The sequence below is a fragment of the Micromonospora sp. A3M-1-15 genome (assembly GCF_024213425.1).
Classification (GTDB): Bacteria; Actinomycetota; Actinomycetes; order Mycobacteriales; family Micromonosporaceae; genus Micromonospora; species Micromonospora chersina.
The window spans coordinates 1,077,507-1,102,506 of the sequence record NZ_JANAVK010000003.1 but is presented as its reverse complement, the minus strand read 5'-3'; the positions used below and the strand labels follow the sequence as shown (position 1 = coordinate 1,102,506).

25 protein-coding genes are annotated in these 25,000 nt (G+C 72.1%); 16 read left to right on the top strand and 9 right to left on the bottom strand.

Going from position 1 to position 25,000, the window contains the following annotated elements:
- Positions 1 to 31: 31 nt before the first annotated feature.
- Positions 32 to 244 (top strand): hypothetical protein, encoded by a 213-nt coding sequence (locus NLX85_RS20330; RefSeq protein WP_254337409.1) that lies wholly within the window; start codon positions 32 to 34, stop codon positions 242 to 244.
- Positions 245 to 259: 15 nt separating this feature from the next.
- On the opposite strand, the gene NLX85_RS20325 is transcribed toward NLX85_RS20330, so the two are convergent.
- On the bottom strand, positions 260 to 676 hold the full coding sequence (locus tag NLX85_RS20325; protein WP_254337407.1) for a hypothetical protein: 417 nt from the start codon (positions 674 to 676) through the stop codon (positions 260 to 262).
- 57 nt (positions 677 to 733) lie between these two features.
- On the opposite strand from NLX85_RS20325, the gene NLX85_RS20320 reads away from it, so the two are divergent.
- The 3 genes from NLX85_RS20320 (at position 734) to NLX85_RS20310 (ending at position 2,840) form a co-directional block, all read left to right on the top strand.
- Positions 734 to 1,231, top strand: coding sequence for a hypothetical protein (locus tag NLX85_RS20320; RefSeq protein ID WP_254337406.1), 498 nt, complete (start codon positions 734 to 736; stop codon positions 1,229 to 1,231).
- 97 nt (positions 1,232 to 1,328) lie between these two features.
- On the top strand, positions 1,329 to 2,078 hold the full coding sequence (locus NLX85_RS20315) for a neutral zinc metallopeptidase (RefSeq protein WP_254337404.1): 750 nt from the start codon (positions 1,329 to 1,331) through the stop codon (positions 2,076 to 2,078).
- A 114-nt stretch (positions 2,079 to 2,192) separates the two neighbouring features.
- The gene (locus tag NLX85_RS20310) at positions 2,193 to 2,840 is read left to right on the top strand and encodes an HAD family phosphatase (RefSeq protein WP_254337402.1); all 648 of its coding nucleotides are present in this window, start codon (positions 2,193 to 2,195) and stop codon (positions 2,838 to 2,840) included.
- A 59-nt stretch (positions 2,841 to 2,899) separates the two neighbouring features.
- On the opposite strand, the gene NLX85_RS20305 is transcribed toward NLX85_RS20310, so the two are convergent.
- The 4 genes from NLX85_RS20305 to NLX85_RS20290 all read right to left on the bottom strand — a co-directional run bounded on the left by NLX85_RS20305 (position 2,900) and on the right by NLX85_RS20290 (position 8,904).
- On the bottom strand, positions 2,900 to 5,449 hold the full coding sequence (locus NLX85_RS20305; protein ID WP_254337400.1) for an ABC transporter permease: 2,550 nt from the start codon (positions 5,447 to 5,449) through the stop codon (positions 2,900 to 2,902).
- Positions 5,449 to 6,216: an ABC transporter ATP-binding protein gene (locus NLX85_RS20300; RefSeq protein ID WP_254337398.1), complete on the bottom strand. Its 768-nt coding sequence runs from the start codon at positions 6,214 to 6,216 to the stop codon at positions 5,449 to 5,451. Before NLX85_RS20300 ends, NLX85_RS20305 begins: the two co-directional genes overlap by 1 nt.
- Before the next feature lie 271 nt (positions 6,217 to 6,487).
- Positions 6,488 to 8,527, bottom strand: coding sequence for a glycogen debranching N-terminal domain-containing protein (locus NLX85_RS20295; protein WP_254337396.1), 2,040 nt, complete (start codon positions 8,525 to 8,527; stop codon positions 6,488 to 6,490).
- Positions 8,524 to 8,904, bottom strand: coding sequence for an SCP2 sterol-binding domain-containing protein (locus NLX85_RS20290; protein WP_254337395.1), 381 nt, complete (start codon positions 8,902 to 8,904; stop codon positions 8,524 to 8,526). The genes NLX85_RS20295 and NLX85_RS20290 overlap by 4 nt, the downstream gene beginning before the upstream one ends.
- Before the next feature lie 162 nt (positions 8,905 to 9,066).
- On the opposite strand from NLX85_RS20290, the gene NLX85_RS20285 reads away from it, so the two are divergent.
- Together NLX85_RS20285 and NLX85_RS20280 are read left to right on the top strand one after the other, a co-directional pair.
- A complete protein-coding gene (locus NLX85_RS20285) occupies positions 9,067 to 9,489 on the top strand; it encodes an SCP2 sterol-binding domain-containing protein (RefSeq protein ID WP_254337393.1) in 423 nt (140 codons plus the stop codon).
- The gene (locus NLX85_RS20280; protein WP_254337391.1) at positions 9,486 to 11,573 is read left to right on the top strand and encodes a glycogen debranching N-terminal domain-containing protein; all 2,088 of its coding nucleotides are present in this window, start codon (positions 9,486 to 9,488) and stop codon (positions 11,571 to 11,573) included. Before NLX85_RS20285 ends, NLX85_RS20280 begins: the two co-directional genes overlap by 4 nt.
- Before the next feature lie 18 nt (positions 11,574 to 11,591).
- Here the strand turns inward: NLX85_RS20280 and NLX85_RS20275 are convergent, their stop codons facing one another.
- The 3 genes from NLX85_RS20275 to NLX85_RS20265 all read right to left on the bottom strand — a co-directional run bounded on the left by NLX85_RS20275 (position 11,592) and on the right by NLX85_RS20265 (position 14,484).
- Positions 11,592 to 12,275 carry a response regulator transcription factor gene (locus tag NLX85_RS20275; protein WP_254337389.1) on the bottom strand — a complete coding sequence of 228 codons (684 nt, stop codon included), beginning with the start codon at positions 12,273 to 12,275 and terminating at the stop codon, positions 11,592 to 11,594.
- Positions 12,276 to 12,304: 29 nt separating this feature from the next.
- Complete coding sequence (locus NLX85_RS20270) at positions 12,305 to 13,498, bottom strand: sensor histidine kinase (protein ID WP_254337387.1); 1,194 nt, start codon at positions 13,496 to 13,498, stop codon at positions 12,305 to 12,307.
- 77 nt (positions 13,499 to 13,575) lie between these two features.
- Positions 13,576 to 14,484: a PD-(D/E)XK nuclease family protein gene (locus NLX85_RS20265; protein WP_254337385.1), complete on the bottom strand. Its 909-nt coding sequence runs from the start codon at positions 14,482 to 14,484 to the stop codon at positions 13,576 to 13,578.
- A 140-nt stretch (positions 14,485 to 14,624) separates the two neighbouring features.
- Here NLX85_RS20265 and NLX85_RS20260 point away from each other — a divergent pair, with 140 nt between their 5' ends.
- The 3 genes from NLX85_RS20260 to NLX85_RS20250 all read left to right on the top strand — a co-directional run bounded on the left by NLX85_RS20260 (position 14,625) and on the right by NLX85_RS20250 (position 17,460).
- Positions 14,625 to 15,767, top strand: coding sequence for a site-2 protease family protein (locus NLX85_RS20260; protein ID WP_254337383.1), 1,143 nt, complete (start codon positions 14,625 to 14,627; stop codon positions 15,765 to 15,767).
- Entirely contained in the window at positions 15,764 to 16,720 is a 957-nt protein-coding gene (locus NLX85_RS20255; protein WP_254337381.1) for a tRNA (adenine-N1)-methyltransferase, read from the top strand. Before NLX85_RS20260 ends, NLX85_RS20255 begins: the two co-directional genes overlap by 4 nt.
- A gap of 167 nt (positions 16,721 to 16,887) precedes the next feature.
- Positions 16,888 to 17,460, top strand: a complete 573-nt coding sequence (locus NLX85_RS20250; RefSeq protein WP_254337380.1) for a hypothetical protein — start codon at positions 16,888 to 16,890, stop codon at positions 17,458 to 17,460.
- Between the two features lie 51 nt (positions 17,461 to 17,511).
- Here NLX85_RS20250 and NLX85_RS20245 read toward each other — a convergent pair whose 3' ends face one another.
- Positions 17,512 to 17,805 carry a ferredoxin gene (locus NLX85_RS20245; protein ID WP_107077135.1) on the bottom strand — a complete coding sequence of 98 codons (294 nt, stop codon included), beginning with the start codon at positions 17,803 to 17,805 and terminating at the stop codon, positions 17,512 to 17,514.
- 177 nt (positions 17,806 to 17,982) lie between these two features.
- Between NLX85_RS20245 and arc the strand changes: the two genes are divergently transcribed.
- The 7 genes from arc to prcA all read left to right on the top strand — a co-directional run bounded on the left by arc (position 17,983) and on the right by prcA (position 24,972).
- Positions 17,983 to 19,764 carry a proteasome ATPase gene (gene arc / locus NLX85_RS20240; protein ID WP_254337378.1) on the top strand — a complete coding sequence of 594 codons (1,782 nt, stop codon included), beginning with the start codon at positions 17,983 to 17,985 and terminating at the stop codon, positions 19,762 to 19,764.
- Positions 19,765 to 19,858: 94 nt separating this feature from the next.
- The gene (locus tag NLX85_RS20235; protein ID WP_254337377.1) at positions 19,859 to 20,614 is read left to right on the top strand and encodes a hypothetical protein; all 756 of its coding nucleotides are present in this window, start codon (positions 19,859 to 19,861) and stop codon (positions 20,612 to 20,614) included.
- A 161-nt stretch (positions 20,615 to 20,775) separates the two neighbouring features.
- On the top strand, positions 20,776 to 22,293 hold the full coding sequence (dop, locus tag NLX85_RS20230) for a depupylase/deamidase Dop (RefSeq protein WP_091308764.1): 1,518 nt from the start codon (positions 20,776 to 20,778) through the stop codon (positions 22,291 to 22,293).
- 106 nt (positions 22,294 to 22,399) lie between these two features.
- Positions 22,400 to 22,606 carry a ubiquitin-like protein Pup gene (locus tag NLX85_RS20225; RefSeq protein WP_073836803.1) on the top strand — a complete coding sequence of 69 codons (207 nt, stop codon included), beginning with the start codon at positions 22,400 to 22,402 and terminating at the stop codon, positions 22,604 to 22,606.
- A 186-nt stretch (positions 22,607 to 22,792) separates the two neighbouring features.
- Positions 22,793 to 23,314, top strand: coding sequence for an endonuclease VII domain-containing protein (locus NLX85_RS20220; protein ID WP_254337375.1), 522 nt, complete (start codon positions 22,793 to 22,795; stop codon positions 23,312 to 23,314).
- Positions 23,233 to 24,072, top strand: coding sequence for a proteasome subunit beta (prcB, locus tag NLX85_RS20215; protein WP_254337373.1), 840 nt, complete (start codon positions 23,233 to 23,235; stop codon positions 24,070 to 24,072). The genes NLX85_RS20220 and prcB overlap by 82 nt, the downstream gene beginning before the upstream one ends.
- Positions 24,073 to 24,135: 63 nt before the next feature.
- Entirely contained in the window at positions 24,136 to 24,972 is an 837-nt protein-coding gene (gene prcA / locus NLX85_RS20210) for a proteasome subunit alpha (RefSeq protein WP_254337371.1), read from the top strand.
- Positions 24,973 to 25,000: the final 28 nt, after the last annotated feature.

Genomic DNA, 25,000 nt, shown 5'->3' with positions numbered 1-25,000 from the left:
CGGGGTGCGCGAGTGTCCTACCGTCACGGGCATGACGACGGTGCTGGTGACACTGGCGGTGGTGGCCGTGGTGGTGGCCGCGGTGGTGGGCTACGTCTCCTGGCGGGACCGGCGGCGGCGGGCCACCGAGGAGGATCCGGCGGCGGTCCGGGCGGCCCGCGGGGAGCAGCACCGGCGGGCGGCCGAGCGGGAGCACGCGCAGCACGACGGCTGGAACAACGGCGGGCACGGCTTCAGCGGGTGAGACCGTCCGGCGTGGTCAGCGCACCCCGGCCCCGCCGGCGGCCGGGGCCGTGCGCCAGGACCGCGTGTTGAAGGCCGCGGCGCCGTTGAAGAGCTGGTCGAGGAAGCCCGGCCCGTCGCCGGTCGGCGCTGTCCGGTGGGCCCAGAAGTCGACGAGTTCACGCCTCTGCTCCGGGCTGGGGTCCGGCGAGACGCTGGCGCCGCGCCCCACCAGCGCGTACCGGCGCCCGTCGACGGTCAGCAGCAGCGTGCCGAGGCGGGTCAACCGGCCGGCGACCTGACCGGCCGGGACGGCGAACACCTCCGCGCCGGCCCGGTCGCGTGCCCGCAGCCAGCCCTGGTCGAGGGTCATGAGCACCGGCACGCAGCGGCGCCCGTTCCAGATGCTCCGTCGCCAGTGGACGATGCTGGCGTGGGCCACGTGGTCAGTCACGCCGGGCACTGTACCGGGGCGCCACCAGGGGTGGCCGGCGACGGCTACCCTGCCGGCGTGAAACGCAGACCGCTGCTCGTGACCGTCCTCGCCGCGGCCGGCGTCGTCCTGCTCGCCGCCTGCGGCGGTGTGTTCTGGCTGGCGCGGGCCGAGCGAGGGCAGGAGCGGGACTGCGCGGCGCAGGTCGCCGCCGAGGAGACGAAGGTCCGCACCGACCGGCACTGGACGGCGCAGGACGTGCCCGGCATCGGGGAGTACGCCGAGATCCACTGGCAGGTCGACCACCCGAGCTTCGCCTGCTCCCGCGCGCCGGGACCGACCGACAGCCGGTACCAGGGGATCGTGCGGCTGGCCCCGGCCGACGCCCGCGCCCTGGCCGCCGGCTACCCGTGGGCGCCCGTGACCGGCGGGGCCGTGGAGGTCTGGCCGGGCCTGAGCGCGTACGTGCCGCCGGAGGTGCGCTGGCGCCGCAGCCCCGCGTACGACGCGGGCACCCGGGCCAGCGTCCAGTTCGACCCCGACCGGGCGCTGCTGCTGTTCACCGCCGCCGACTGATGAACGAAGGCCGCCGCCGGCACGTGATCCCCGGTGGGCATCAACCCCGTGCGGTCGGGGTACTGCGCTGACACAGTGACTCAGCCGGGAGGCAGCGGTGGGGGAGAAGGCGGGACGTCGGCGACCGGGGCCACTGGCCGGGCTGCTGGTGGCCGTGGTGGTGGCGGCCGGCTGCATGGGCGGCGGGCTGGACCAGGGCGAGCCGGAGCAGCCCGGTCCGCGGGACAGCGGCCGGGCGGCCTCCCCCGGAGCGGACTCGACCCGCGCCGACGGCACCACCAGCGTGGCCGAGTTCAAGCAGGACTTCTCCGACGCCGTGGGCATCGCTGAGCGCTACTGGACCGACCGGTTCCGGGCCTCCGGGAAGCAGTTCCAGCCGATCCGGCGGGTGGTGCCGTACACCAGGTCCGGCGAGGTCTCCTGCGGCGGCGAGGGGTTGCCCCGCAACAACGCGGTCTACTGCTCGGCGGGCGACTTCATCGCCTACGACGTGAACTGGTCGGTGGGAGCCTTCCGGCAGGTCGGCGACGCCTTCCTGTTCTACCTGCTCGGCCACGAGTACGCCCACGGCGTCCAGGTGCGCCTCGGCATCCGCTACAACTACACGATCCAGCAGGAGTTGCAGGCGGACTGCATGGCCGGGGCGTACATCGGTGACAACGTGCGCTCGGGGACGCTGACCCTGGCCGAGGGTGACCTGGACGAGTTCCGGGAAGGGCTGCTGGCGGTCGGCGACGACCCGAACCAGCCCTGGTTCGCCGAGGGCTCGCACGGCACCGCCGAGCAGCGCACCGACTCGTTCTTCCGCGGCTACGAGAACTCCCTGGACGCCTGCGGCCTCGGCTGATGCCGCAGGTCACCCTCGCCGGGGACGGTGACCGTCCGGCGCGGCCCGGCTGAGAGGATCGGCGGGTACCCGCACCCGAGGAGGCCCCCGCTGAGCAGCAGACATCCCGCCGCCGTGCTCTTCGACATGGACGGCACCCTGGTCGACAGCGAGAAGCTCTGGGACGTCGCGTTGCAGGAACTCGCGGCGGTCTACGGCGGCACCCTCTCCGAGGGCGCCCGCACGGCGATCATCGGCACCAGCATGGCCGTCTCCATGCGGATCGTGCACGACGACCTGGGCCAGCCGGAGCGGGACCCGCAGGCCAGCGCCGACTGGATCAACGCCCGGATCCTGGAGCTGTTCCGCGACGGGCTGCGCTGGCGGCCGGGGGCGCTGGCCCTGCTGCGCGCCGTCCGCGCCGCCGGCATCCCCACCGCCCTGGTCACCTCCAGCACCCGGCCGCTGGTCGAGGTCGCCCTCGACACCCTCGGCCGGGACAGCTTCGACGCGGTGGTCTGCGGCGACGAGGTGGACGCGGCGAAGCCTCACCCGGAGCCGTACCTGACCGCGGCGCGGCTGCTCGGCGTGCCGATCGAGCGGTGCGTGGCGATCGAGGACTCACCGACCGGGGTGGCCAGCGCCCTCGCCGCCGGGGCCGCCGTGCTGGCCGTCCCGGCCGAGGTGCCGCTGCCGCCGACGGACGGCGTACACCAGCTGGAGAGCCTGACCGCGGCGGACCTGGAGCTGCTCGCGGCCCTGCTCGGCGAACGCCCCGCCTGACCGGTACGCGGAAAAGGGGCCCCGCCGTTCGCGGGGCCCCTTTTTCGTGTCGTGGCGGGTCAGTCGTGGGCGATGGCGCCCAGCACGTTGATCCGCGCCGCGCGGATGGCGGGCAGCACCGCGGCCACCACACCGATGATCGCGGCCAGGACCAGGAACGTCACCATCTGGCTCCAGGGCAGGACCAGGTCGGTGATGCCCTCGTCCTTGAGCGCCCGGACCACGGCCGCGCCGAGGCCGGTGCCGACCACGACGCCGAGCAGGGCGCCGAAGATCGAGATCACCACCGCCTCCACCGTGATCATCCGCATGGTCTGCGCCCGGCGCAGGCCGATGGCCCGCAGCAGGCCCAGCTCGCGGGTGCGTTCCAGCACCGACAGGGCCAGGGTGTTGATGATGCCCAGCACCGCGATCACGATGGCCAGCGCCAGCAGGATCTGGATCATCCGCAGCGGGGTGTCCAGCTGGCTGGTCTGCTGCTTGATGAACGCGGCCCGGTCCGCCACCGACACCTCGGGGCTGTCCGCGAGCAGCCGCTCGATCTGCGGCTGCACCGCGTCGACCGAGGTGCCCGGGGCGAGCTGCACGAAGCCCTGGATGGGCTGCGGGATCGCGAAGTCGGTGGCCGCCTGCGGCGGCAGCACCACCGGGTTGGTCAGCTGCGAGCTCTCGTAGATGCCGCTGACCGTGTAGGTGCGGGCCTCGCCCCGGGACAGCTGCACGGTCACCGTCGAGCCGACCGACAGGTTGCGGGACTTCGCGGTGTCCGAGCTGAGCAGCATCTGGTCCGGACCGAGCCGGCTGATGTCACCGGAGCTGGCCTTCGCCCCGAAGATCCGCTCCAGCGCGGCCACGTCGCTGGACGCCGCCACCCAGGTCCGCTCGCCGTTCACCGTGGCCATGTCGCCGTACTCGCCGTCGACCAGCTGCACCCCGGGGATGTCGGCGGCCTTCTCCAGCACCGCCGGGTCGAAGCTCGCCGGCCGCGGGCCCGCCTGGGCGCCGGAGATCACCAGCTCCGCCTTGATGGTGTCCTCGGCCAGCGCGCTGATGCTGCCCTTGGCCGAGTCGAGGATCACCGTCACCCCGGTCACCAGGGCGATGCCGACCATCAGCGCGGCGGCCGTGATCGCGGTGCGGCGGGGGTTGCGGCCGGAGTTCAGCCGGCCCAGCTTGCCCGGCACCGACCAGGCGAAGATCGAGCCGAGCAGGGCGACGACCGGCCGGCTGATCAGCGGGGTCAGCAGCGCCACGCCGATGAAGGCGAACAGCACGCCACCGAGGATGGTGGCCAGGGTGTTGTCGCCGGCGTGGCCGCCGAGCCCGAGGAAGAGCAGGCCCGCGCCGATCGCGGTGACCACGGACCCGCCGACGGTCACCTTGGTCAGCGGCCGGTCCGGCGTGGCGACGTCCTGCATGGCGGCGATCGGCGGGATGCGCGAGGCGCGCAGCGCCGGCAGCAGCGCCGCCACCACGGTGATCACCAGACCCACCGCGAAGGCGCCGATCACCGCCGCGGGCGGCACGCCCAGGCCGGCGAGGGTGAGCCCGCCGGCGAGCTTGCCGAACAGGTACGCCAGCAGCGCGCCGACCCCGATGCCGGCGGCGAGCCCGAGCACCGAGGCGATCAGGCCGACCGCCACGGCCTCCAGCACCACCGAGCCGATGACCTGCCGCCCGCTCGCGCCGATGGCCCGCATGAGCGCCAGCTCGCGGGTGCGCTGGGCGACGATGATCGAGAAGGTGTTGAGGATCAGGAAGGTGCCGACCAGCAGCGCCACGGCGGCGAAGCCGAGGAGGATCTTGTTGAAGAAGGACAGGCCCTCCTTCAGGCTGGCGGACGCGTCGTCCGCGAGCTGCTTGCCGGTCTTGACCTCGAAGTCCGCGCCGAGGGCGCGGGCCACGTCGTCGCGCAGCGCCTCGGGCGTGGTGCCGCCGGCGGCCTGCGCGGTCACGTTCGAGAACACGTCCGCCTTGCCGAGCATCAGCTGCTGGGCGACCGGGGTGGTGAAGGCGACCTCGTTGACGCCGCCGACCGAGTCCCGGCCACCGCTGTAGCCGAAGACGCCGACCAGGGTGAACTCCTTCTTCGGCGCCAGGGTCAGCACGCCGACCCGGTCGCCGACCTTGACCTTGGCGGCCTCGGCGAGCGCGACGTTGACCACGATCTCGTCGTCGGCCTGCGGCGCGCGCCCCTCGCGCAGCTTCAGCAGGTCGCTCTCGCCGAGCCAGTTCTCGCCGAGCTGCGGCGGGCCGAACGAGGTGACCACCTTGCCGTTGCTGCCGATCAGCCGGGCCCCGTCGGCGTTGACCACGCCCCGCACGTCGGTCACGCCCGGCACCGACTTGACCCGGTCGACGACCGACGCCGGCACCGGGGCGGCCACCTGCTCGCCCTCGACCTCGGAGAGCGCGACCTTCGGCTTCGCGGCCACGTTGACGTCGACTTCCGAGAACGCGTCGGAGAAGACCGCGTCGAAGGACCGGCCGAGGGTGTCGGTGAGCACGAACGCGCCGGAGACGAACATGACGCCGAGCACCACCGCCAGGCCGGACAGCAGCAGCCGCAGCTTGCGCGCCAGCAGGCTCTTCATCGTGGCCCGGAACATCAGTTGCCCACCTCGGCCGGCGCGTCGAGCTTCTTCATGGTGTCCAGCACCGTGTCGGCGGTCGGCTCGATCAGCTCCGAGACGATCTGGCCGTCGGCGAGGAAGACCACCCGGTCGGCGTACGCGGCGGCGGTCGGGTCGTGGGTGACCATGACGATGGTCTGGCCGTGCTCGCGGACCGAGTTGCGCAGGAAGTTGAGCACCTCGGCGCCGGAGCGGGAGTCCAGGTTGCCGGTCGGCTCGTCGGCGAAGATCACCTCGGGGCGGGAGACCAGGGCCCGGGCGCACGCCACCCGCTGCTGCTGGCCGCCGGAGAGCTGGGCCGGGCGGTGCCCGAGCCGGTCCCGCAGGCCGACCGTGTCGATCACCGTGTCGTACCAGGCCGGGTCGGGCTTGCGGCCGGCGATCGACAGCGGCAGCAGGATGTTCTCCTGCGCGGTGAGCGTGGGCAGCAGGTTGAACTGCTGGAAGATGAAGCCCACCTTGTCGCGGCGCAGCTTCGTGAGGCCGGCGTCGCCCAGCCCGGTCACCGTGGTGTCGCCGATCATGACGGTGCCCCGGGTCACCGAGTCCAGGCCCGCCAGGCAGTGCATCAGCGTCGACTTGCCCGAGCCGGACGGGCCCATGATCGCCGTGAACCGGCCCCGCTCGAACTCGGCGCTCACCCCCCGCAGCGCGATGACCTGCGCCTCGCCGCTGCCGTACACCTTCCACACGTCGCTGGCCCGGGCCGCGGCCTGCGCCTGCTGCCCTACCGTCGCGGTCACGTCATCTACCTCTTCCGTCAGCCTGCTGATCCGCACCGCCCCCGCTGGCCGGTGCGGCAGTTCCATCCTCGGTGCCGCCGGGCGCGGATCCGTCCGCCCCGGGGCGGAACCGTCGCCGAAATTTCCGTTGGGGTCACCCCCGAGGCCGGCTCAGGGTCATCCCTGACCGGCCGGCGCCGCCGACGCTAGAACCTCACGTCGCGTCATGGTCAACCACGCCTCGCCGCCGATGGTCACGGTAGGTGACCGGCGCCACCTCGCCCGCGGGCGGTCAGTGGCGCTCCGGGCGGGCGCGTCCGAGCGCGCCGGCCCGGCCCCACCGTCCGGGGATGTCGAGCAGTTCGATCCGGCCCATTCCCGGCGGCACGGCCGGTCTGGTCACCAGGTGCTCGCCCCGTGGTTCCATACCGAGCATCGTGCGCAGCAGCAACAGGGGAGTGCCGGTGGACCACGCCTGCGGGCTGCACGCTGTGGGATACAGCACGGGATACCTGGTCAGCTCGCGCTCGTAGCCGCCGAACGCCTCCGGCAGTCGCCCGTCGAAGAACCCGGCGGCATCGATGATCCCCTTGGCGATGCGTCCCGCCTCGCGGTGGAAGCCGTAGCGCCGCAGGCCCCAGGCGATGAAGGCGTTGTCGAAGGGCCAGACGGTGCCGACGTGGTAGCCGATCGGGTTGTACCGGCTCTGGCCGGTCGCGAGGGTGCGTACGCCCCAGCCGGAGAAGAGTCGGGGGCCGAGGAGGTGTTCGGCGATCCTCGCGGCGCGGGATTGCTCGACGATGCCGCTCCACAGCAGGTGGCCGATGTTGGAGGAGAGGGCGTCGACCTGGTGGCCCTCGCCGTCGAGGGCGAGGGCGTAGTACTCGCCGTCGGTGACCCAGAAGTCGCGGTTGAAGCGTTCCTTGAGTTCGGCGGCCTCTCGTTCCAGGCGGTCGGCGTAGGCGGGATCGTGCCAGAACTCGCGGGCGAGGCGGGCGCCGCGGATCTTGGCGTCGTAGGCGTAGCCCTGCAGCTCGCAGGTGGCTCGGGGCAGGCCGGGCAGCCGCCCGTCCCGGAACGAGATCGCGTCCCAGGAATCCTTCCAGCACTGGTTCTCCAGGCCGGTGCGTTCGTTGCGGCGCTGGTACCAGACGTAGCCGTCGCCCATGATGTCGCCGTACTCGTCGATCCAGTGCAGGGCGGCTCTCGCGGAGCGCTCGAGAAGTCGAACCGTGGCGGCGTCGCCGGTCCACCGCTCGTACTCGTCCAACAGGATGACGTAGAGGGGCGTCGAGTCCGCGCTACCGAAGTACGGCGAATGGGGCTGCTCCTCGAAGCCGGTCGTCTCCCCGTACCGGATCTCGTGGAGGATCTTGCCCGGCTCCTCATCGCGGAAGTCGTCGAGGACGACGCCCTGCAGGAGCGCCAGCAGGCGGAGCGTCGTGGCGGCGAGTTCGGGGGCGAACGGTAGCGCCTGGATGCTGGTGAGGATGCTGTCCCGACCGAAGATCGCCATGAACCACGGCAGGCCGGCGGCGGGAAGGGCGTGCCCGCCGGCGGTCAACGGCATGAATCGCAGTGCGGCGAGATCGGCCAGGCTGCGCCGGTAGGTGCTCGCCAGTGTCGGCGAGTCGCACGTGAGGCGGGGTGCCGCCGCGAGCCAGTCGGCCAGGTCCTGCCGCATCTGCTTCCGGACGCGGCCCCGTGCGCCCTGCAGGCTCTCCCGAAGGTCGCGCCCGTCCAGGCCCAGCGCCTGCACGTGCAGCTCGGTGGTCCATCGGTCGTGCGGCCCGAGCCGCACGTCGTACGTGAGTCCCTGTTCGTCGATCTGTGCCGGCGCGGTGGACGAGATCAGGGTCTCCCGGCGGAACTTGTCCCGTTGATAGCCGAGACGCAGGCATCCGCCGCCGACCCGGATGTAGTACCGCCCTCGCTTGTTCCGCACATCCTTGATCTCGAAGAGATCGGCGAAGTCGCTCGCGACGTCGATCCGGATTCGCAGCTCGACAGGCTTGGGTTCGTGGTTGACCAGCGTCAGCCGCTCGGTGAAGCTGCCGCCGATAGAGCGGTCGCGGATCGCCGAGACGCTGACGTCGGCAAGAGGTGTGGGCATGGTCGGGACGACGACGAAGCGGTTCTCGAAGTATTCGATCTCCTCGACGGTGAGAGGGCTGACCCGCTCGCCGTTGATGGACAGGATCCACTTCGACAGGAATCTGGTGTCGAACGAGAAGAGACCGCTCGGGATGGTGGGGGACGCGTCGATGTCGCCGGTCTCCTCACTGACCACGAAGGTGTTGCCGTCGAGCAGCCGGACGAGGCCGTCACTCATGCCGTACCCCTCCGCTGACGGGCAAAGTCCCGAGGGTGATGGGCGGCGGGCGGCCCCGGCATGAGCCGCTGGATGAGCCGGGCCAGCCGGATGTCCCCCTCCACGGTGAGTTCGTTGCGTACCCACGCCGTGTAGATGTGCGACCCGCCGGTGACGATCCGGTCGAAGAGCTCCCTGCTGCTGTGGACGACACAGTCGGCCCCGCCACCACCGTCGGCCGAAACGCGGACATCGCCACGATCGATGATCAGGAGCCAGCGGTCGATTCCCCGCTCGTGGCGGAGGTCGAAACGGATGGTTCCGGTGGCCTCCTCGAGGAGGGGCTCATGGCCACGGCGGCTCAGCCCGTCGAAGAAGTTCGCACTGGGATTCGACATGGGCCTGCCCTCCGGTGGTCCCGGCCCATGAAACCGCGACGTCACCATGACGCGGAGCGGTTCGGCGCCGCGTCACCCGGAACGGGTGAACGTCGCCGCGGCCGCCCGCCACCGCCCGCCGCTCCCTTTCTCGGCCGAGGTTTGAACACCGGGATCGGAGCAATGCTGCTGGTGATCCGGCGCGAAATCCGTGGGGGTGGTGGTGCCATGTCGGAGGTGACCAGGAGGTTCTTCGATGAGCTTGAACGTCACGGCCACGAACGTGTGCTGAGGAAGACGTCCGGAACCCTACGGTTCGACCTCGAGCACGACGACGAGATCGACCATTGGCTCGTGGAGATCCGCGGCGGTGGCGTCCGGGTGTCACAGCAGAACAGCGACGCCGACGCGGTCATCCGGTCCGACAACGCCTTTTTCGAACGGATGGTGCGCGGCGAGGCCAAACCGCTGCCCGCGTGGCTGCGCAACGACATCACGTCCGAAGGGAAATTCCGGTTCGTCGTGCTGCTCGAGCGGCTCTTCGCGCCGCCGCCGGGCTCGCGTCATCCCCGCGTCGCCGCCCGTCAGGGTGGGGGGCGGCGATGAGGACGCAACTCGTCAGAATCCTGGACGGGAACATCTTCGTACTGAGCGACAGCAGCGGCGACATCGAGGCCAAGCCCACCGTCCCGTGCGGGTTCTTCTCGTTCGACACCCGGTTCCTCTCGCTGTGGCGGCTGACCGTGAACGGCGAACGGGTGAGCACGCTGGCCATGGACGACCCGTCCTACTTCGAGGTGCGGTTCTTCCTGGTGCCGGGAGCGCCGACGCACTACGTGGACGCCAAGGTGTCGGTGATCCGCGAACGGTCCGTGGCCGGCAGCTTCGAGGAGCGGTTGACGGTGCTCAACCACTCCGGGGAACCGGCCGAGGTCACCGTCCGCCTGGACGCCGACTGCGACTTCATCCCGCTGCTGGTGGTCGGAGAGGAACGCACGCCGCCGGGCCGGCTCTACCGGCGTGTGGAGGACGGGCGCCTGCACATCGGTTATGTGCGGGAGAAGCTCTGGCGGGAGACGGTGATCTCCACGTCCGAGCCCGCGGAGATCGACGAACAGGGTCTCACCTACCACATCCGCATCGAGGGGCATGGGCAGTGGACCACGATGCTGCATGTCCAGGGGCTGGTGCTGCGCCCCGACGGCGAGGACGTTCGGGAGCATGTGTATCCCGGGCGCCACCGACGCGACAAGGCGCGGCTCCAGGACGACCTGCGGCAGTGGCTCGACAAGGCTCCGGTGATGAGCTGCGACTGGCAACCCCTCGAGTGGACCTACCGGCGCAGCCTGATCGATCTCGCCGCACTGCGTTTCGCGCCGCTGACGCTGCCGACCGAGCCGATGCCCGCGGCGGGCCTGCCATGGAACGCGACCCTCACCGGCCGCGACCCCATCCTCACCAGCCTGCAGGCCCTGCCGTTCGCGCCGGAACTCGCCGTCAACACCCTCCGCATGCTCGGCATCGACCAGGGTGCCGTGCTCGACGACTTCCGGGACGAGGAGCCGGGCAAGATCCTGCGCGAGTTCCGCTACGGCGAGATGGTCGCGTTCGAGGAGCGCCCCCAGGCGCCCTACTACGGAGCGGCCGACAGCACTCCGCTGTACGTGGTCCTGCTCGACGAGTACGAGCGGTGGACCGGGGACGCCGCCACGGTGCGTGAGCTCGAGGACGAGGCACGCGCGGCCCTGCACTGGATCGACGAGTACGGCGACATCATGGGCGACGGCTACGTCTGGTACCAGCGCCGCAACGAGCGCACCGGCCTGGAGAACCAGTGCTGGAAGGATTCCTGGGACGCGATCTCGTTCCGGGACGGGCGGCTGCCCGGCCTGCCCCGGGCCACCTGCGAGCTGCAGGGCTACGCCTACGACGCGAAGATCCGCGGCGCCCGCCTCGCCCGCGAGTTCTGGCACGATCCCGCCTACGCCGACCGCCTGGAACGAGAGGCCGCCGAACTCAAGGAACGCTTCAACCGCGACTTCTGGGTCACCGACGGCGAGTACTACGCCCTCGCCCTCGACGGCGAGGGCCACCAGGTCGACGCCCTCTCCTCCAACATCGGCCACCTGCTGTGGAGCGGCATCGTCGAGCAATCCCGCGCCGCGAGGATCGCCGAACACCTCCTCGGCCCCCGACTCTTCTCCGGCTGGGGCGTACGCACGCTCGCGCAAGGAGAGGGGCGGTACAACCCCCTGGGCTACCACGTCGGCACCGTCTGGCCCTTCGACAACGCCTTCATCGCCTGGGGCCTGCGGCGCTACGGCTTCCACCGCGAGGCGGGACGCATCGCCGAGGGAATCCTCGACGCGGCCCGGCACTTTCAGGGCCGCCTCCCGGAGGCGTTCGGCGGCTACGAGCGCGAGCTGACCGGGCACCCCGTCTCCTATCCCGCGGCGAACAACCCGCAGGCCCTGGCCACCGGAGCGCCCCTGCTGCTGGTGCGCACGCTGCTGGGGCTCGAGCCGTACGGCGAGGATCTGGTGGTCGAGCCGGAAATGCCCGAACGGTTCGGCCGGATCGAGCTGCTCGACATTCCTGGCCGGTGGGGTCGGGTCGACGCCATCGGAACGGTGGCGCCCCGGGAGCGGGACGCACGGGGCCAGGTGGCCGAGGTGGCCGCCTCCCAGTGACCGCGGTGTCCGAGCCGATCAGCGGCCGGGCCGCACCAGCCCCGTCTCGTACGCCAGCACCACCGCCTGCACCCGGTCGCGCAGGCCCAGCTTCGTCAGCACGTGCCCCACGTGGGTCTTCACGGTGGTCTCGCTCACCGACAGCTCCCGGGCGATCTCGGCGTTGGACAACCCGCGCGCCACCTGCACGAGGACCTCCCGCTCCCGCTCGGTCAGCGCGTCCAGCGCCTTCGGCGGGGTGGCCGCCGGGTCGGGCAGCACGTCGGCGAAGCGGTCCAGCAGCCGGCGCAGGATCCGCGGCGCCACCACCGCCTCCCCGGCGGCCACCGTCCGGATCGCGGTGACCAGGTCCTCGGCCGGCACGTCCTTGGCCAGGAAGCCGCTGGCCCCGGCGCGCAGCGCGCCGACCACGTACTCGTCCAGGTCGAAGGTGGTGAGGATGAGCACCCGCACCGGCAGCCGGGCGTCCACGATCGCCCGGGTGGCCGCCACCCCGTCCATCCGCGGCATCCGGATGTCCATGAGCACCACGTCCGGCAGCAGCCGCCGGGACAGCTCCACCGCCTCCACGCCGTCACCGGCCTCCGCCACGATGTCCAGGTCGTCCTCGGTGCCCAGCACCATCCGGAAACCGGTACGCAGCAGCGGCTGGTCGTCGGCGAGCAGGATCCGCACCGGTCGGGTGGCGGTGCTGTCGGTCATCGGTCTCCCTCGCTCGGCCATGGCGCCGGTCACGCCGGGACCGCCCCGGTCGACTCCAGCGGGATCCGCGCGTACACCCGGAAGCCGCCGCCGGGCCGCGGACCGGTCCGCAGGACCCCACCGTAGAGGGCGACCCGTTCCCGCATGCCGACCAGGCCGTGCCCGATCCGGTCGGGCACCGGCGCCGGGCCGCGGCCCGTGTCGGTGACCTCCACCGCCAGGAAGCCGTCGGTGACGGTGAGCCGGACCAGCGCGGTTGCCCGGCCGGCGTGCTTGAGCGCGTTGGTCAGCGCCTCCTGCACGATCCGGTAGACGGTCAGCGCCACCCCGTCCTCCATGGGGCCGGGCGTGCCGTCGACCCGCAACGTGACCGGCAGCCCGGCGTCGCGGACCTGCTCGACGAGGGCCTCGATGCCGGTCAACCCCGGCTGCGGGGTCAACTCGGCGGCCGGTTCGGCGTCCGTGCGCAGCACGTCCAGCAGCCGGCGCAGCTCCCGCAGGGTCGCCCGCCCGGTCTCCTCGACCGTGGCCATCGCCTCGTCCGCCGCGTCCGGGTCCCGGCGCAGCACCCGGCGCGCCCCGGTGGCCAGCACGCCCATCACGCTGACGTGGTGAGCCACCACGTCGTGCAGCTCCCGGGCGATCCGGCGCCGCTCGTCGGCGACCGCCTGCTCGGTCAGCGACCGCTGGGTGGCCTCGGCGATCCGGGCCCGCTCCCGCAGCATCCGGGTGGTCTGCCGGCGGGCCTGCACCGCGCGGCCCACCGCGTACGCCACCGAGGCGGTGAGCAGGTTGTTGAGCACCAGGACGCCGGGGCCCATGGTGAGCACGCCGTCCAGCGGCGCGACCAGGTTCGCCAACACCACCGGCACCCAGAGCAGCAGCGCGGCGAGGCTGGCCGGGCGCAGCGGCCGGTGCGCCGCCATGGTGTAGGTGAGGACGACGAAGGTCAGCCCCTGGGTGGTGGGCGCGAGGTTGAACAGCACCGGGGCGGCCAGGGTGGCCACCGCCGCGCCGACCGCCGGCCACGGGGCGAGGCGGCGGATCGCCACCGGGGCGGCGCAGAGCACGCTCCAGCCCAGCGCCGCCCAGAGCTGGTCGGGCCGCAGCTCCCGCGGGGTCAGCAGCAGGAACGCCGCGTCCACCAGCGCCAGCGCGACGGCCAGGCCGGCGTCCACGGCCAGCGGCCGCTCCCGCGCCCACGCGCGCAGCCGGTTCGTCATGCGTCGACGCTAGCCGCCGCCCGGAGCCGGCCGGTCGTCGCCGATGCCGAACCCCGCCTCCTCCGTGAGGAGGAGACTCACTCGTCCGCGCCGGGGGCGGCCGGCCGGGAGCGGGCGTCGGTCAGCGGGTCGGCCGGGCCGGCCACCGGGAACGGCGGCGGGGTGCCGCCGAAGCTCGGGCACAGCGCCTGGTGGCTGCACCAGTCGCAGAGCCGGCTGGGCCGGGGGCGGAAATCCTGCCGCGCGGTGGCCTGCTCGATGGCCTGCCAGAGCGCCACCACGGTGCGCTCGAAGCGCAGCAGCTCGTCGGCGTCGGGGGAGTAGTCGCACACCTCGGCGTCCTTGAGGTAGAGCAGCCGCAGCACCCGCGGCACCACCCCCCGGGTGCGCCACAGCACCAGGGCGTAGAACTTCAGCTGGAACAGCGCCCGGGCCTCGAACGCCTCCCGCGGGGCGCCGCCGGTCTTGTAGTCGACCACCCGCAGCGCGCCGTCGGGCGCCACGTCGAGCCTGTCCAGATAGCCCCGGATGAGCAGCTCGTCGTCGACCACCGCGGAGATCAGCGCCTCCCGCTCGGCCGGCTCGAGCCGGCGGGGGTCCTCGACGGTGAAGTAGCCCTCCAGCAGCGCCGCCGCCGAGCGGAGGAACCCCTCCACGCCCGCCGCGTCGCCCTCGGCGAACAGCGTCGCCAGCTCCGGCTGCTCGGTGACCAGCCGGTCCCACTGCGGAGCGACCAGGTCGCCGGCCGACTCCGGGGTGCGGGCCGCCGCCGGCAGGTCGAACAGCCGCTCCAGCACGGCGTGCACCAGCGTGCCCCGGACCTGCTCCACCGTCGGGCGCTCGGGCAGCCGGTCGATGCTGCGGAACCGGTAGAGCAGCGGGCAGGTCTTGAAATCGGCCGCCCGCGACGGCGACAGCGACGCCCGCACCGTGGGCGGCGGGGCCGTCGGGTCGGGCTGCGTGTCGATCACCGGTTCCGCCGTCATGCCCGGAAGGTTAGGGCACCGGTGTGACAGGGCGGCCGTCGCCGCACCGGTGCATGATCGTCGCCGCGTGCCGTCCTTCGTCCGCGACTGCGGGGCTCGCAGAAGCGGCTCACTCCTCGCGCTCACGTAGCATCGGGCCGATGGAGCAGCGGACCCGACCGTCGCGCCGGCCCGGGCTGACCCTCGGCCGGATCTTCGGGGTGCCACTGCGTGTCGACGCCTCGATGCTGCTGCTCACCGCGGTCGTCACGGTGCTCTACGCCGCCCTGGCCCGCCGCCAGCTCGACCTCGGGCACCTCGGCGGCTACCTGGTCGGCCTCGGCTTCGTGGTCTCCCTGCTCGGCTCGGTGCTGCTGCACGAGCTGGGCCACGCGCTGACCGCCCGGCGCTACGGCATCGGTGTGCGCGGGATCACCCTGGAACTGCTCGGCGGCTACACCGAGATGGACCGGGACGCCCCCAGCCCCAAGGTCGACCTCCTGGTCTCCCTCGCCGGCCCGGCGGTCTCGGCGGTGCTGGGCGCCGGGGCGGTCGCCGCCACCCTGGCCCTGCCCGCCGGCACCCTCGCCCACCAGCTCGCCTTCCAGCTCGCGGTCAGCAACGTCGTGGTGGCCGTCTTCAACAGCCTGCCCGGGCTGCCGCTGGACGGGGGCCGGGCGCTGCGCGCCGCGGTCTGGGCGGTCACCCGGGACCGGCACCGGGGCACCGAGGTGGCCGGCTGGATCGGCCGCGCCGTGGCGGTCGCCACCCTGGCCCTGGTGGTGCTGCTCACCCTGCGCCGGGCGCTCGCCCCGCTGGCCCTGCCGCTGATGCTGCTCGTCGCCGTGACCCTGTGGCGGGGCGCCGGCCAGTCCATCCGGATGGCCCGCATCGGCCGCCGCCTGCCGCTTGTCGACCTGGCCCGGCTGGCCCGCCCGCTGCTGCCGGTGCCCACCGGCACCCCGCTCGCCGAGGCGCAGCGCCGCCGCGCCGAAGGGGCCACCCCCGACGCCGCGCTCGCCGTGGTCGACTCCACCGGCCGCCCGGTCGCCCTGGTCGACCCGGCCCGCGCCGCCGGCGTACCCCCGGAACGGCGCCCGTGGCTCGCGGTGGACGCGGTGGCCCGCGACCTGGCCAGCGTGCCCGCGCTGCCGGTCGGCGCGGACGGCGAACGGGTGCTGGAGACCGTGCGCACCCACCCGGGCGCACAGTACGTCGTGACGGCAGGCGAAGATGTGGTCGGCGTGCTGCACATCGCGGATCTCGCCCAGCTCCTGGAACCCAAACGGAAGACGAACACGTGACCGCAGAGAACTCCACCGTCCCGGCGCTGCCCCCGGTGCACAGGGGGCCGTTCCGCCCCGGCGACCGGGTCCAGCTGACCGACCCGAAGGGCCGGATGCACACCGTGACGCTGGAGCCCGGCAAGGAGTTCCACACGCACCGGGGGATCCTCAAGCACGACACCCTGATCGGCCTCCCCGACGGCAGCGTGGTCACCACGGCCGGCGGCGGCACCGCGTTCCTGGCGCTGCGCCCGCTGCTCTCCGACTACGTGCTCTCCATGCCGCGCGGCGCCCAGGTGATCTACCCGAAGGACTCGGCGCAGATCGTCGCCATGGGCGACATCTTCCCCGGCGCGAAGGTCCTGGAGGCCGGCGCCGGCTCCGGCGCCCTCTCCTGCTCGCTGCTGCGGGCCGTCGGCACCGAGGGTGAGCTGCACTCCTTCGAGGTGCGCGACGACTTCGCCCAGATCGCCCGCCGCAACGTCGAGGCGTTCTTCAACGGCCCGCACCCGGCCTGGCGGCTGCACGTCGGCGACGTCGCCGAGTGCACCGAGACCGGTTTCGACCGCATCATCCTCGACATGCTCACCCCCTGGGAGATGCTCGACATGGTCGAGCGGGCCCTCGTCCCCGGCGGCGTGCTGATCGGCTACGTGGCCACCACGCCGCAGCTCTCCGAACTGGTCGAGGCGCTGCGCGAGCGGGGCGGCTGGACCGAGCCGCGCGCCTGGGAGTCGCTGGTCCGGGACTGGCACGCCGAGGGGCTCGCGGTCCGGCCCGACCACCGCATGATCGCGCACACCGCCTTCCTGGTCTCCGCGCGCAAGCTCGCCCCCGGGGTCACCGCGCCGCCGCGGCGGCGCAAGCCCAGCAAGGGCGCCGAGGCGTACGCCCAGCGCCGGGACGCGCTGCGCGCCGCCGAGGCGGCCCGGCAGACGGCCGCCGCGGCCGAGGAGCCGGACCGGGCGTGACCCCGCGGCGCGGACGGGTATGAGCGAGCGGATCATGTTTCCCGGCGGGGACGACACCGAGCGGGTGGAGACGGTGGCATGAGCGAGCGGATCGGGGCACGCGGCGGGCGCCGCGCCCGTCCCGGCGGTCCGGACCGGTGGCGGCGCGCGGGCCGGGAGGCGGTGGCATGAGCAGCCCCGGCTACGGCAACGGCGACCTGCCCGCCGTGTTCCCCGACTGGTCGCCCTACGCCGACCTGGAGTCGGCCGCCCGGGCCTACCTGCGCGACCCCGACATCGCCCTGGACGCCCTGGGCGGGGTGCTGCGCGGCGCCTCCGTGCTCGGCTTCACCCTGGAACGCTTCGTCAACGAGGTGAACGGGGTGTGGCAGGAGGTCGTCGTCTGCGACGGCAGCCGACTGGTGCTCTGGCACGGCGAGGACGTCCCGCCGGGGGAGGGGCCGCCCGGCTCGATGACCTCCTCGCTGCGGGTGGTGCCGGTCTCCACGGTCACCGAGGTGGGCTGCCGCCGGCGGCTCACCCGCTCCGACACCGGCGAGGTCCGGGTCGACAGCATCGACGTCTACCTGCTGCTCAGCTCGCTGGACGAGGCGCCGCCCAGCGACGAGGCGGTCGGCGCGCCCCGGCACGACGCGCTGCGCTTCGGCAAGACCCTCGACGACGGCGGCGCCGGGCAGATCGCCCGGCTGGAGGAGTTCGCCCGGCTGGTCGCCTCGGTCGTCGGCCGCCCGCTGCTGTAAGAGACGCCACAGGCCGGGGACGTCGGTCCCCGGCCCGCGGCGCCCGTCAGGTCAGTCCTCGGCTTCCGGGCCGGCCACCTCGGCGCCGTCGCGGGCGCGCACCACGTGGATGCACTCGCCCGGGCACTCCTTCGCCGAGTCGATCACTTCGAGGCGCAGGTGCTCCGGCACGTCCACCCGGGCGCCCGCGGCCAGCCGCAGCTCGCCGTCCGGCCCCTTGACGTACGCGAGGCCGTCGACGTCGAACTCGAAGACCTCCGGCGCGTACTGCACGCACAGCCCGTCACCCGTGCACAGGTCCTGATCGACCCAGACCTGCAACTGGTCCGTCGCGACGTCGGTCACGAAGCACCCCCCATGTTCTCCCGTCCCACGCTCCGACGGTACCCGAACGCCCGTACCCGCCCGTCGACCAGCCCTTGGCGATCAAGCTTCGGTGACGAGCGCGTTGCGGAGGACCGAATCGGGCTCATAGCGGCTAGTGTTAGCTCAGAACGTTCAAGCCCCCCGGGGAGGTGGGACGTGGCACGCAGCGACGACGCGGACTCGCGCGCCGCACGGTGGGAGAAGGAGGCCCACGATCTCTCCACGCAGGTCGCGTTCCTTCAAGAGGAACTCGCTCTGGTGCGGCGCAAGTTGACCGAAAGCCCCCGACACGTCCGGCAGCTCGAGGAGCGGCTGGCCGCCACCCAGGCGCAGTTGGCGCGGCTGACCGAGAACAACGAACGGCTCGTGAGCACCCTCAAGGAGGCTCGCGCGCAGATCGTGACGCTCAAGGAGGAGATCGACCGCCTCGCCCAGCCGCCGAGCGGCTACGGCGTCTTCCTGGCCAAGCACGACGACGGCACGGTGGACGTGTTCACCGGCGGGCGCAAGCTCCGGGTGGCCGTCTCGCCCTCGCTGGAGGTCGACGAGCTCCGGCGCGGCCAGGAGGTCCTGCTCAACGACGCGCTCAACATCGTCGACGCGTTCGGCTACGAGCGGGTCGGCGAGGTCGTGATGCTCAAGGAGATCCTCGCGGGTCCCGAGGGCGCGCCGGGTGACCGCGCGCTGGTGGTCTCGCACTCCGACGAGGAGCGGATCGTGCACCTCGCCGAGACCCTGATCGGTTCGCCGATCCGGGCCGGCGACTCGCTCATGATCGAGCCCCGCTCGGCGTACGCGTACGAGCGGATCCCGAAGAGCGAGGTCGAGGAGCTCGTCCTGGAGGAGGTGCCCGACGTCGACTACACCGACATCGGTGGCCTCCACTCGCAGATCGAGCAGATCCGCGACGCGGTCGAGCTGCCCTTCCTGCACGCCGACCTGTTCCGCGAGCACCAGCTCCGGCCGCCGAAGGGCATCCTGCTCTACGGCCCGCCCGGCTGCGGCAAGACGCTGATCGCCAAGGCGGTCGCCAACTCCCTGGCCAAGAAGATCGCCGAGCGGGAGGGCAAGGAGAGGCACACCAGCTTCTTCCTCAACATCAAGGGCCCCGAGCTGCTGAACAAGTACGTCGGTGAGACCGAGCGGCACATCCGGCTGATCTTCCAGCGGGCGCGGGAGAAGGCCGGCGAGGGCACCCCCGTGATCGTGTTCTTCGACGAGATGGACTCGGTGTTCCGCACCCGCGGCTCCGGCGTCTCCTCGGACGTGGAGAACACCATCGTCCCGCAGCTGCTCAGCGAGATCGACGGCGTGGAGGGCCTGGAGAACGTCATCGTCATCGGCGCCTCCAACCGGGAAGACATGATCGACCCGGCGATCCTGCGCCCCGGCCGGCTCGACGTGAAGATCAAGATCGAGCGGCCGGACGCCGAGGCGGCCAAGGACATCTTCTCCAAGTACATCCTCTCCGGGCTGCCGCTGCACCCGGACGACCTGACCGAGCACGGCGGCGACCCGCAGGCCACCGTCGCGGCCATGATCGACGCCGTGGTGCTGCGGATGTACTCGGAGACCGAGGAGAACCGCTTCCTCGAGGTCACCTACGCCAACGGCGACAAGGAAGTCCTCTACTTCAAGGACTTCAACTCCGGCGCGATGATCCAGAACATCGTCGACCGGGGCAAGAAGATGGCCATCAAGGAGTTCCTCACCTCCGGGCGCAAGGGGCTCCGGCTCCAGCACCTCCTCGACGCCTGCGTCGACGAGTTCCGCGAGAACGAGGACCTGCCCAACACCACCAACCCCGACGACTGGGCCCGCATCTCCGGCAAGAAGGGCGAGCGGATCGTCTACATCCGCACGCTCGTCTCCGGCGGCAAGGGCGCCGAGGCCGGCCGGTCCATCGAGACCGCCAGCAACACCGGCCAGTACCTCTGAGGTCGGTCGGCCGGGGCGGCGCCGTGCAGGCGCCGCCCCGGCCGCCGTTCCCGTAGGGCCACGGAAGCGCTACGCAACCGCTAAGGTCCCTCGCGTGCGAAGATCACTCGTCCCGGCCCTGGCCCTCGGCCTCGCCGCCCTGCTGACCGCCTGCGGCACCGCCGACGACGCCGGCCCCGCGCCGGCCGCCTCAGCGTCCGCCTCCACGGTCGTCGCCGACCCGGTCGCCGCGGTCCGGCAGGGCTTCGACCGGAGCCTGGAGCAGACGGCCAAGCTGGACGTCCTCATCTCCGCGGCCGGTCAGACCATCACCATGACCTCCGCCGTCGAACCCGACACCGGCCGCATGACGCTGCACATGAAGACTCCCGACCCGGTCACCGTGGTCGTCACCGAGGACGCCGTCTACATCCGGCAGGACGACTCGGCCGGCAAACCCTGGTTGAAGCTCGACCGGGACCGCCTCCGGCCGGACGGACAGCTGGCCCAGGGCCTCGACTTCCGGGCGCAGGCCGGCATCCTCGGCGGGGTCGTCTCCGCCGAGCGGACCGGCGATGGCCGCTACACGGGCGTCGCCGACTCCGAGAAGGCCATCGCCGCGGCGGGCAGCGAGAGCCAGCGCGCCATGCTCCGGCGGACGTTCAAGGTGCTCAAGCAGAAGTCGGTGCCGTTCGAGGCCACCCTCGACGCCGAGGGGCGGCTCACCCTGCTCACCTACACCTTCGACACGGCGGCCGGAGCGATCAGGAACGAGTTGAAGCTGCACAGCTTCGGCGAGCCGCTCGCCATCAGCGCGCCGCAGGCGTCGGAGACCGAGGACGCGACGGCCGACGTGTACCAGGTCTTCTGACCCCTCCCGACGGACGTGGGCGGGACGGAGGACGCCGTCCCGCCCACACCGCGTACCAGGGAACGGCGCGCGCCGGGGCCCGGCGCGCCACCTACCGTCGAAGCGGCGACTACTCTCGACGTGACGGGGGACCGGGACGGGCGAGCGGAGCGGGCAGGTCGATGAGCGTTAGACGGATCATGGGCACCGAGGTCGAGTACGGCATCTCCGTGCCCGGCCAGGCCGGGGCCAACCCGATGGTCACCTCCTCCCAGGTGGTCAACGCCTACGGGGCGCGACCGGAACTCAACCGGGGCGGCCGGGCCCGCTGGGACTACGAGGAGGAGTCGCCGCTGCGCGACGCCCGCGGCTTCACCTACTCCGGAGCGGCCTACGACCCGGCCGAGGCGCTCGCCGACGAGGACCTCGGGCTGGCCAACGTCATACTCACCAACGGCGCCCGCCTCTACGTCGACCACGCCCACCCCGAATACTCCACGCCCGAGGTGACCAACCCCCTCGACGTGGTGCGCTGGGACAAGGCCGGGGAGCGGGTGATGGCCGAGGCGTCCAGGCGCGCCGCCACCATCCCGGGCACCCACCCGATCCACCTCTACAAGAACAACACCGACAACAAGGGCGCCAGCTACGGCGCCCACGAGAACTACCTGATGCGGCGGCAGACCCCGTTCGCCGACATCGTGGCGTACCTGACGCCGTTCTTCGTCACCCGGCAGATCGTCTGCGGCGCCGGCCGGGTCGGCATCGGCCAGGACGGTGGCCAGAGCGGCTTCCAGATCTCCCAGCGCGCCGACTTCTTCGAGGTCGAGGTGGGACTGGAGACCACCCTCAAGCGACCCATCATCAACACCCGGGACGAGCCGCACGCCGACGCCGACAAGTACCGCCGCCTGCACGTCATCATCGGCGACGCCAACCTCTCCGAGATCTCCACCTACCTGAAGGTCGGCACCACGGCGCTGATCCTCACCATGATCGAGGAGAAGGCGCTCGGCGCCGACCTGGGCATCGCCGACCCGGTCAGCGAGCTGCGCGCGGTCAGCCACGACCCGTCGCTCAAGCACCTCATGCGGCTGCGCGACGGCCGCAAGCTGACCGCGCTCGACGTGCAGTGGGCGTACCTGGAGCGGGTCCGGTCCTTCGTGGACGACCGCTACGGCAGCGACGTCGACGCGCAGACCGCCGACGTGCTCGACCGCTGGGAGAGCGTGCTGGACCGGCTCGGCCGGGACGCCTTCCTCTGCGCCGACGAGCTCGACTGGGTGGCCAAGCTGCGGCTGCTGGAGGGCTACCGGGAGCGGGAGAAGCTCGGCTGGGGCTCGCACAAGCTCCAGCTGGTCGACCTTCAATACTCGGACGTGCGGCCGGAGAAGGGCCTCTACCACCGGCTGGTGCAGCGGGGCTCGATGAAGACCCTGCTGACCGACGAGCAGACCCGCTCGGCGATGACCGAGCCGCCGGAGGACACCCGGGCCTACTTCCGCGGCCGCTGCCTCGCCCAGTACGCCTCCGAGGTGGTCGCCGCGAGCTGGGACTCGGTGATCTTCGACGTGGGCCGCGAGTCGCTGGTCCGGGTGCCGATGATGGAGCCGGAGCGGGGCACCCGCAAGCACGTCGGGTCGCTCTTCGACCGCTGTGACACCGCCAAGGACCTGCTGGAGATGCTGACCGGCGGCTGACCCGGATGCCGGAAGGCCCGTCGAGTGCCGGAACCCGGCGCGCGACGGGCCTTTCGTCGTCCGCGCGAGGTAAGTTGATCGCAGGCGATCGTGGAGGAGGCACACCATGGCGACCCAAGAAGGCGGCCAGACCCAGTCCGGCAAGTCCCACGAGGAGGTCGAGGAGGTCACCGCGCAGGCCAACCCCGAGGTTGCCGAGCGGCACGCCGAGATCACCGAGGACGTCGACGACCTGCTCGACGAGATCGACTCGGTCCTGGAGGAGAACGCCGAGGAGTTCGTCCGCGGATACGTACAAAAGGGCGGTCAGTAGACATATCGGGCTGAAACGGACATGCCGCTTCCTCTCGATGATCAGAACGGCCGACGCCGTTGTCGCGACTGCGGGGACTGGAAGCCGCTCGATGAGTTCTGTGCGAGCAGCAAGCGTCCCAGCGGTCGCGGCAGCTACTGCAAGCCTTGCTTCAACGCACGCTCCAAGGCGAGCTACGCCAAGCGGGTGAAGGAGCAATACGACCGTGAGGTGAAGCCGGCGCGGGAAGTGTCGGATGGCCACCGCTTCTGCGCCGACTGTGGAACCGTCAAGCCCGTGGCCCACTTCCCCCGCAACCGCTCCGACAGCACGGGCTACGCCACCTACTGCAAGCCGTGCCACAACACCCGCACTCGTGAGACAAAGCAGCGGCTCTACGGCGGCAATCGTGAGTACCACCTGCGGCGGCGGTACGGGGTCGGGCAGAAGGAGTTCGCCGAGCTCCTCGCCGAGCAGGGCGGCGTATGCGCGATCTGCGGGTCCCCGGACCCGCAACATCTGGACCACGATCATCGCACCGGATGGGTGCGCGGGATACTCTGCTTCAACTGCAACGGTGGTCTTGGTCAGTTCAAGGACAGCCCCGAGAGTCTGGCCAGGGCGATCACGTACCTGAGAGGAACCACGTGGCAGCGGGTTTTGATCCATCCGGGCGTCTTCCAGATGTGTTCACCAACGCGGGGACGTCCTCCTTCACAACGTTCCTGAGCAGGGTGGCCCCGGAAATGCTGCCCGGCCGTCGGCCGCTGCCGCCCGGCATGGCCGCCGACCTGGCGCCGCACGCCACGACCATCGTGGCCATCTCGGCCAGCGGTGGCGTGGTGATGGCCGGCGACCGGCGCGCCACGATGGGCAACCTGATCGCCCAGCGGGACATCGAGAAGGTGCACCCGGCCGACGCGTACTCGCTGGTCGGCATCGCGGGCACCGCGGGCATCGGCATCGAGCTGATGCGACTGTTCCAGGTGGAGCTGGAGCACTACGAGAAGATCGAGGGTGCGATGCTCTCCCTCGACGGCAAGGCCAACCGGCTGGCCTCGATGATCCGGGGCAACCTGGGCGCCGCGATGCAGGGCCTCGCCGTGATCCCGCTCTTCGCCGGCTTCGACCTGGCCGCCGCCGACCCGGCGCGGGCCGGGCGGATCTTCAGCTTCGACGTGACCGGCGGCCCCTACGAGGAGACCGGCTACGACGCGATCGGCTCCGGCTCGTTGTTCGCCAAGTCGGCGCTGAAGAAGCGGTTCCGCACGGGCCTGTCGATCGACGACGCGACGCGGCTGGCCGTCGAGGCGCTCTACGACGCCGCCGACGACGACACCGCCACCGGTGGCCCGGACCTGACCCGCCGGATCTACCCGGTGGTGATGACCGCGACCGCCGACGGCACCCACCGGCTCACCGACGCCGAGACGGCCGCGATCGCGGAGGGCGTGGTGTCCGGCCGGATGGAGAACCCGGGCGGCTGACCCCGCTCCCACCTCACCTGAGTCAGCAGTCCGCAGCACAGCGCCCGAAGGAGAACCGCCGCCGTGGCCATGCAGTTCTACGCCTCGCCCGAGCAGATCATGCGCGACCGCTCCGAGCTGGCCCGCAAGGGCATCGCCCGGGGCCGCAGCGCGGTGGTCCTGAGCTACGAGGGCGGGGTGCTCTTCGTCGCGGAGAACCTGTCCAGCACCCTGCACAAGGTCAGTGAGATCTACGACCGGATCGGCTTCGCCGCGGTGGGCCGCTACAACGAGTTCGAGAACCTGCGCCGGGCCGGGGTGCGGATGGCCGACCTGAACGGCCTGAGCTACGACCGGCGGGACGTGACCGGCCTGGGCCTGGCGAACGCGTTCGCGCAGACGCTGGGCGCGATCTTCACCGAGCAGTCGAAGCCGTTCGAGGTGGAGATCTGCGTGGCCGAGGTGGGCGCCACGCCGGACGACGACTCGCTCTACCGGCTGACCTACGACGGGTCGGTCAACGACGAGCCGGGCCGGATGGCGATGGGCGGCCAGGCCGAGGCGATCACGGGGGTGCTGAAGAACGAGCACCGGCCGGAGATGTCGCTGTCGGAGGCGGTGCGGGCGGCCATGAAGGCGTTGAGCAGCGTCGGTGGTGAGGGCGGGGCGGCCCGCACGATCGCGGCGAACCAGCTCGAGGTGGCGGTCCTGGACCGGCGCCGGGTGGGGCGGACGTTCCGCCGGATCACCGGGGCGGCGCTGACGGCGCTGCTGGACGGGGAGGCGGGCGCGGACGCCGCGCCGGCGCCGGGGCGGGCGAAGACCCCGACGGTGCCGACCGAGGAGGCGAAGAAGCCGACCACGTCGGCGGGCTCGGCGGACCTGGAGGGTCAGCCCCAGGAGGAGCAGCCCGGCGAGTGACGCCGGCCGGGCGCCGGAACGCGGCCGG